Source organism: Deltaproteobacteria bacterium (assembly GCA_016219225.1).
Classification (GTDB): Bacteria; Desulfobacterota; RBG-13-43-22; order RBG-13-43-22; family RBG-13-43-22; genus RBG-13-43-22.
The window spans coordinates 1-8,152 of the sequence record JACRBX010000007.1; the positions used below are offsets into that span (position 1 = coordinate 1).

Sequence of the window (8,152 nt, forward strand, 5' to 3'; positions counted from 1 at the left end):
CCCGTAAACATCGCCCGGCCGGCTCGAGAACTGAGCATGATGTTCAAACTTTCGGGCGTCGTAATCAAGATTTCCGGGGCCCGCCGAGCCATTTGCCGCCGTTCTTCGGCCGGGGTGTCGCCGCTGCGGGTCAGTACGCCGATGGAGGGAAATTCCTGGCCGTCCCGCAAAAAATAGGCTCCGATCTCTTCCAGGGGTCCGGCCAGGTTGCGCCTGATATCGTTATTGAGGGCCTTTAAGGGCGAGACATAGAGGACCCGGGTCCGGCCCAGACCCCAGGCGCCGCTGACTAATTGATGGACGGCCCAGAGGAAGGCCGTAAGGGTCTTGCCGCTCCCCGTGGGTGCCGTCACCAGCACGTGTCTTCCCTGGGCGATTTCCGGCCAGGCCAGAGTTTGTATAGGGGTTGGAGCCCCCAGCCTTTCCCTGAACCATTTCCGGATTAAGGGATGAAAGGCGGCCAGGGTGTCATTAGGTTCGTTCATGCTCGTTGTTTCCGATAAAAATAAAATCTCTATTTTCCCCTTGACCCTGTTTCCCCCCTATCTTATAGTCTTTCCAATCAAAAGCAAGCCCTTATCATGTCAAATCAGGCGTTGATTAACCTTTTTAAATCAGTAAAAGGAGAAATAAAATGGAAAAGATCGAACTTGCGCCGGAAAGGGTTTATTACCCCATGCCCTGTTCGCTGGTGGGAGCGAATGTATCAGGCAAACCGAATTACTTAGTGGTGGCCTGGTTTACCATGGCCAATCCCAAGCCGCCCTATGTTCTGGTGGCTCTGTGGTGAAAATGTTTTTCAAAAGGCTAGTGTTTTACAAGTAATTTTAGTCCTTGACCTCTTTTTGGTCTTGTTTTATACTCTCTCTGTCAAAATGTTTTTTTTTTCGGAGACTATCATGACTAAATCCTCCCTGATCACTGACGAAGCCCTGGCCCTCATCGGGAAGGAAACCGAGCCGGTGACGCAAGAAGTGACCGCCAAAGACATTCGAAGGTTTTGTTATGCCGTAGGGGATTTGAACCCTCTTTACCTTGACGAAGAATACGCCCGGCAAACCAGCTTCGGCCGGACCATAGCGCCTCCCATGTTTTTTGACATCCCGACCATGCCCGAATATCCCCTGGACCAACTGAGCCCGGACGGCCTTCCCCAAACCAATCTGATGCCGCCCCTCAGGGCAACCCGTAACATGGCCGGTGGCAATGAGGTCGAATTTTTCCAACCCATCCGGATCGGAGACCGGATCACCAGGGTCAGCAAGATCGCCGAAATCTACGAAAAGGAAGGCCGTTCCGGTCCCCTGGTTTTCACGGTCTACGAAAGCCGGTATTCGAACCAGGACGGCCAACTGGTTGCACGGGAACGGTTGACCGGAATTTCCTGGTAAGGAAGGCAAGATGGATCATCGACAGCGATATTTCGAAGAAGTGCAGGTCGGAGAGGAGATGCCGGAGGTCGTCAGGGTCCCGACGCGGGCCCAACTGTTTATGTATAGCGCCGTCAGTTGGAACGTCCACCGCATCCATTACGATCAGGATTACGCCCAAAGCGAGGGGCACCCGAGTGTGCTGGTCCACGGGCCCCTTCAGGGTGCCTTTTTGGGCCAATATCTGACCGATTGGGGGGCACCGGAAGGAAGACTCCGGAAGATCTCCTGGAGTAACCGGGGGAGAGCCTTTTCCGATGAACCTTATAGTATCAAAGGGGAAATCAAAGCCAAGCGGACCATTGAGGGGGAAGGGATCATCGACTGCGAGATCTGGAGTGAAAATAAAGCCGGCGAGCGGTTGATTGTCGGCCGCGCCACCATGGCCCTGCCTTCGCGCCGTTGAAAAGGTGGGATTAATTAGTTAGGGCTGGTCTGGATTCCCGCCTGCGCGGGAATGACGAGTTTTTACATAGTCATCAAATTTAATCAAACTTAACTGTTCAACGTTCGGTGAAAATTATGTTTCATACTTCTTGGTGCTTGCCTGAGCAGGCCTGAGGGTTTAATAGAAAAGGAGGATCACCAATGGCCGAAACGGAAAAAGCCAAAACAGATCTAAAAGAAATACAGCGGAAGCTGACTGCCGGCGCCTCATACCGGCGGATGATTGCCGCCAAGGAAGAGGGGAAGCCGATCTGTGTAGCCAGCGCCGGGGTTCCCAACGAGGTGATGTACGCCATGGACGTTTACCCCATATTCCCGGAGAGTCTGGCCGCCATCTCGGCCGGCACCGGGAAGGCCGGACCTTTCTTCGATGAGGCCAGGGATCGGGGCTACACCAACACGGTCTGTTCCTACACGAGGTGTGGTCTGGGGATCGCCTGGACCAATCAGTGCGCCTTCGGACCTGTCCCGGACCCCGACCTTTTTATAACCGATGTCAGCGTCTGCTGTCTTCACGTGACCTGGTGGGCCTACCTGGAAGACCATTTCAAGAAACCCACTTTTTTCATGGATATGCCGGCCACGGACAACCCCGATGATCCGGCCTACATCGACTACTATGAAAACCAGATCCATGAGATGGTCAAGTTCGTGGAGGCCAACAGTCCCGGCCGTTTTGACCAAAAGCGGTTGGAGGATGCGGTCCGCTATTCGGACCTGGCCGGCCACTACTGGAAAAAAATCATGGGGCTGAGGCGCAACAAACCATCGCCTATCAGCTTCCGCAGCCTGGCCGGCCAGATCATTCCCCTGGTCACCGCCCTGGGCGAAAAGGATGCCGCCGATTTCTATGAAGCCCTTTATGAGAAGTATCGGAACGATATCGAGCAAGGGAAGAGTCCCTGCAAAGAAGGTGAGAAATACCGTCTTATCTGGAACGGCATCCCGATCTGGCATCACCTCCAGGTCATCAATTATTTTGAGGACAAAGGGGCGAATTTTGTCTGGGAGCCCTATACCAATCTGAGCTGGGGCAATAAAACCAAGACCGGCCGGCTCGATCTTTCGCGCCCCTTCCATACCCTGGCCGAGAAGTACACCAACGTCATGAGCAATCGCCGCATCGAGGATCGATTCCGTTATTATGATCAGGCCATCCAGGATTATGGCGTGGACGGTCTGGTCATGTTTTCCAACAGGAGCTGCCGCCCCATGTCCATCGGACAGGGAGAACTGGTCGACCTGGTCCGGGAGAAATATGATATTCCCATATTAATTTTTGAGGGTGATCAAGCCGACCCGGAGGGTTTTAGCTGGGACGACGCCAGAACCAGGATCGATGGATTCATCGAAATCCTCGAGGGACGGAAAAAAAGAACGTGAAAGCGTGGTTCGAAGAACCGTTCGGAGTTTAGAGTTAGGAGTAGGCCATTTTCATATTCCGTGGAGATCCATGGGGCATGAGGGCTTGGTTTGAAAATAGCGTTTCAAGATTAAAGTTGCGAGGAAATAATATGATCGAAGCATTCAAAGAGAAATTTGAAAAAAGACACCAGATCGCCAGGGAGATCAAAAAAGACGGAAGGAAGATCATCGGTTGCTTCTATGGCTCGGTTCCCAAGGAACTGGTCCATGCCGCCGGAATAGTTCCAGTTCAATTAGTGGAGGACCAAAACTCCCAATATGAGGCCAAGTCCGGACTCCTGCCTTATCTCTGCGGCATGAGCAAGAACCTGACCGGTCAGATCCACGACAAGGTCTTTGATTACCTAGACGCCGTGATGGTTTCGACCGTCTGCGACACCAATCGACATGTTCCCGACATCTGGGAACGCAACAAGGTCTTCCCCAAGACCTGGATCGTACGGGCTCCGATCATGGCCAATGAGGTGGCCGTGGCCTACTACACCCGGGAAGTCCACCGGCTGGCCGATGAATTGGGGAAATTCTCGGGCCGGAAAGTAACAGAGGACGGGCTGCGGCAATCGATTGCCCTTTATAACGAGAACAAGGCCCTTTTCCGGAAATTCTACCAGATCCGCATGGAGTCCGGACTCTCGGCCGAAGACGCTGTGTACGTCTTCGCTTCGGCCCTGGTGCTGCCGGTTGAGGAACACAACGCCATGCTGAAGCAACTCCTGGAAGACCTGAAACCGGCCCCGGCCCGGAATCAGAAGACCAGGCTTATGCTCTGCGCCCTCAATCTGAACATGTCCCTGGCCGTCATCCGCATGGCTGAGAAATATGAAGCCCAGGTGGTGACGGACGATTTCACCCATAACGCCCGCTACGGCTCGGAAGAAATCGAGGTCAATGGAGATGTCTTCAAGGCCCTGGCCCAGGGTTATCTCCGCAAGATCCCCCTGCCCGGCATGTATTCCTTCGAACAAAGGGCCAAATACATCCGGGATCTGATGACCGAATCCCGGTCGGAGGGGTTGATCTATCTCATTCAGCAGTACTGCGACGCCTACGTTATGGAATACGCCGTCCTGAAGGAATATTTCGACCAATGGAAGCTGCCCCATCTCAAGATCGAGGCCGAAGATACCCCTCTTTCCATTGAACAGTTAAACGTCAGGGTCCAGTCCTTTTTGGAATCCCTGGTTTGATCCGGAGGACCTTCCCTGCCCTGTCTTAAGGTTTTTTATTGCCTTGGCTATTCGTGAAGCATAGCAGGGTGACCCACATGATGGCTTCGGATAAGTTGAATTGGCAGGAACCCCTGATAGAGCAGAAGATGACCTATATCAATGGAGAAGGAAAAATGAACAAACAGCGCTATTTTAAAAACGGAATCATTGGCGACAGGGATGGGACTCTGGCCCTTATGGGCCGGCAGTGCGGGGATTGCGGGAAAAAATCTTTTCCGCCAACCGAGCTTTGCCCGTACTGTGCATCGGACAAACTGGAAAATGTTTTCCTCGGGGATGAAGTGACGGTTCTCGCAGCCACAACCACGCGAGCGCCGGTGCCCCCTTACAATCCTCCGTTTACACTGGCCATGGTCGATATGGAAGATGAAATCAGAACCATAGGCCGAGTGGAAAAGGATGAAAAGGAGAAGATTAAGAAAGGCGACAAGTTGACCGTTAAATTTGGGAAACTTTACGAAGAGACCGAGTTCAACAAAAAGACAAAAATGAACGAGACGATCGATGTCATCGGCTATTACTTTGTGCCGAAAGAGTAACGAGGATAAACGACCATGAGAGACGTATATGTTCTTGGGATAGGGCAGACAAAATTTGGAGTGTTCCCCGAGTATACCGGGGTTGATTTAGGGGTGATGGCCTCGGTCGCCGCGGTGAAGGACGCCGGTATCAGTGCCAAGGAGATACAGGTGGCCTATGCCGGATATTGCCGGGGAACTTCAACGCAGGGGCAAATGGCCTTTACCCGCCTGGCGATCGGATCCATCCCCATTGCCAACCTGAACAACGCCTGTGCCAGCGGAAACACGGCCGTTGATATGCTCTACAGAGACATCGCCGGAGGGTTCTGCGAGGTGGGTTTGGCGGCCGGCTTCGAGTCTCTGACCCAGGCCGCCAAAGAGGGAGGGAAAGGCCTCCTGGCCATCAAGGAAGATTTTGGGGGGATGATGGGTTTAACTATGCCGGGTTTCTTCAGCTTTGTCTATCAACGGCTGATCGATGAACGGGGCGCCACCATGGAGGACCTGTGTTATCCGGCCATTAAAAACCATTACAATGCGCAGTTCAACCCACTGGCCCAGTATAACAAACCCCTCACCTTTGAGGAGATCATGGCTTCACGGGTCGTCGTAGATCCCATCACCGTCCTGCAGTGCTGTCCTCAGAGCGACGGCGGGGCGGCCGTGATTTTCTGCTCGGAAGACTATTTCAACCAGCATAATGTGCATAACCACCCCAAAATCAGGGTGGCCGCTTCCGTCATCCACAGCAGCGGCTGGCTGTCCACCCAAAAGGACCCCCTGTTCAGCCAGGTCAACCGGGAAGCGGCGGATAAGGCCTACCACATGGCCGGCATCGGGCCGCAGGATCTGGATTTCGCCGAAATCCACGATGCCTTTTCCGGTGAGGAGGTGGCCGCTTATGAACCGATGCGATTTTGTCCGGAAGGGGAATGCATTAAGTACGTTCGTGACCACTATTTTGACTTGAAGGGGAAATTCCCGGTCAATCCCAGCGGCGGATTGCTTTCCTTAGGGCATCCGCTGGGAGCCAGCGGCGCCAGGGTCAATTGTGAAGTGGTCCGGCAATTGCGCAATCAGGCCGGGGGCTATCAGGTGCCGGGCGCCAAACGTGGTTTGGCCCAGATGCTGGGCAGCGTGCTTTTCGGCGGGAATGAATCGGCGGTCGTCTGTGGCATTCAGATTCTGGAGAAAGTGGGTTAGTACTACAGCGTATTTTTTACTAATGCGTCCCCTTAACCGTCATTCCGGCAGGCTTTAAGCTTGTCCCCGACGGTCTTAATCGGGGACCGGAATCCAGGGACTTTGGTTTTCTCATTTTCTTCAAAAACCTGGATTCCCGATAAAGACATTCGGGAATGACGGGAAAAATTGGTGTACAAAGGTGGACTTTCCGGTGCCGCGGGGCCCGAACAGAAAAGAGCTTCTTTTAGGTGGATTGAAAAATCGGTCAATTAATTCCATATTAGAAAGGGAGTGGTTGTAGAGGGGACAGAGGTTACAATCGACAGTCTTCTATTGCGGCTTTAGAGCCTGTGGTCATGGGCACCGAAAGGGTTGCCATTACCTGAGGAGATGAAAATGAAAAACAGGGACCTCGATTCTCAAAGCACCAAAAAATTTAAAGCCTTCAATTTAAAAATTTTCACTGGCATTCCAGGCTACATAGATGATTTCGTCCGCATGGTGGACAACGGTTTTGGCGGTACCCAGACCGTAAAATGGTTTCACAACCGCTCTCTCTTCGCCTTTTTCCTCCCCCTGGCCGTTTATACCTTCATCGTTTGGGGGCCGTCCCTGGCCCGGAACAATGCCGATGGCTTGGCCTGGCGTGGGGGATTCGGGGCCTTATTATTACTCGCCGGGGCGGTTGTTCTCCAAGCCGGTTATTTTCGGTCGCACTACCGAGGGAAAATGGCTTGGATGCACCTCGGGCTGATCTTCATCCTCTCACTGGCAACCTATGTAATTGCCGGGTCCGATTCCTTTCAAGCGTCAACCAGCCTCTATCGACACTACTATGGTTTGCTGGCATTTATGGCGTTATTAGTTGCTGTCCCCTTCGCCTGGGGTCTTCGGCATTTGAAGCTTTTTCAATTACCATCCGAAATCATCGAAGATTTCCAGAAAAACTTCGATGCCGAAAGGGTCCTGGCCCAGGGAAAGGCAAAGGAACCTGAGAGCTGGGATGTTATTAGCGCCTTCATATCAGCAGTCCTTCGCACCCCTTTGCATGTGGTTACGCCCGTCGCTTTCCTGGTTTTATTTATGCCCCCCGATCATCTCAAGTTGTTGGCAGGAATTGCGACCGCCCTCTCGCTGATGCTCATAGCCACCAGCAGCTATGATTCGGAAAGGGACGCCTTCATCCGAATAGTTCACCATACCCTTCTTACCGGCGGTTCCCTGATTGTTACCCTGGTTATTACCACTCTCGCCATCCTTCGGCTGGTCGGGTTCGATTATGTCACAACCATACTGGATGCGGGACCGAATCTGATCTTTCTTTCCTATATCCTTTCCACCTACGCGGTCTTTTGGCTGTATGACTTTTGGGTCAATCAGGCAATCCTGGATCTTCTCGGCAATCTGGACAACTTGAAGAATGGAAAGGGGACGATTCGGCGGCACGGCGGAGGCCGATTCGCGGTGACACCCGACGGAAATAAAGGCAGACCGCGCATGTTCACCCCTGAAGCCTTCCTGATGCGCATTGCCCAAACTGCTAAGGAGGAAACTTTACGGGAATCTATGCAGAAAATGGCGATGAAAATTGAGCAGCGGTTCCGGATATTCAGAGCAGTCTGTCTGCTGGGATTGCTCCTCCTGCTGTTCCTTCTCGGCCTTTGCTTACATTCCCTTGATCAGGAACCCGGACTCAAGGCAGAGGTTGCCGCGGCCGGGAGCAATAACGGCCCCATCTTCAACCTCACTGATCACCTGATGAAGCCAGAACAGAAGCCCCTGGTCATGCTGGCGGCCTCGGGCGGTGGCACTCGCGCCGCCTTATACACAACGGCCTTGCTTCATGGCCTTGCGGAACGCAACCTGCTTGACCGCTTAGTGCTTGCCAGCGGAGTCTCGGGCGGCAGTGCCGCCC

9 protein-coding genes are annotated in these 8,152 nt (G+C 53.2%); 8 read left to right on the top strand and 1 reads right to left on the bottom strand.

The window, feature by feature from the left end; genetic code table 11:
• A partial coding sequence (locus tag HY879_00370; GenBank protein MBI5601787.1) for a DEAD/DEAH box helicase occupies positions 1-485 on the bottom strand: 485 nt, incomplete at its 3' end.
• 149 nt (positions 486-634) lie between these two features.
• On the opposite strand from HY879_00370, the gene HY879_00375 reads away from it, so the two are divergent.
• The 8 genes from HY879_00375 to HY879_00410 all read left to right on the top strand — a co-directional run.
• Positions 635-790, top strand: a complete 156-nt coding sequence (locus HY879_00375) for a hypothetical protein (protein MBI5601788.1) — start codon at positions 635-637, stop codon at positions 788-790.
• A 109-nt stretch (positions 791-899) separates the two neighbouring features.
• Entirely contained in the window at positions 900-1,391 is a 492-nt protein-coding gene (locus HY879_00380) for a MaoC family dehydratase N-terminal domain-containing protein (GenBank protein MBI5601789.1), read from the top strand.
• A 10-nt stretch (positions 1,392-1,401) separates the two neighbouring features.
• Positions 1,402-1,836: an acyl dehydratase gene (locus HY879_00385; GenBank protein MBI5601790.1), complete on the top strand. Its 435-nt coding sequence runs from the start codon at positions 1,402-1,404 to the stop codon at positions 1,834-1,836.
• Positions 1,837-2,018: 182 nt separating this feature from the next.
• The gene (locus HY879_00390) at positions 2,019-3,260 is read left to right on the top strand and encodes a 2-hydroxyacyl-CoA dehydratase (GenBank protein MBI5601791.1); all 1,242 of its coding nucleotides are present in this window, start codon (positions 2,019-2,021) and stop codon (positions 3,258-3,260) included.
• A 131-nt stretch (positions 3,261-3,391) separates the two neighbouring features.
• On the top strand, positions 3,392-4,489 hold the full coding sequence (locus tag HY879_00395; GenBank protein MBI5601792.1) for a 2-hydroxyacyl-CoA dehydratase: 1,098 nt from the start codon (positions 3,392-3,394) through the stop codon (positions 4,487-4,489).
• A gap of 77 nt (positions 4,490-4,566) precedes the next feature.
• Positions 4,567-5,070, top strand: coding sequence for an OB-fold domain-containing protein (locus HY879_00400; protein MBI5601793.1), 504 nt, complete (start codon positions 4,567-4,569; stop codon positions 5,068-5,070).
• A gap of 15 nt (positions 5,071-5,085) precedes the next feature.
• A complete protein-coding gene (locus HY879_00405) occupies positions 5,086-6,255 on the top strand; it encodes a thiolase family protein (protein MBI5601794.1) in 1,170 nt (389 codons plus the stop codon).
• Positions 6,256-6,633: 378 nt separating this feature from the next.
• On the top strand, positions 6,634-8,152 hold a 1,519-nt coding region (locus tag HY879_00410; GenBank protein MBI5601795.1), incomplete at its 3' end, for a hypothetical protein.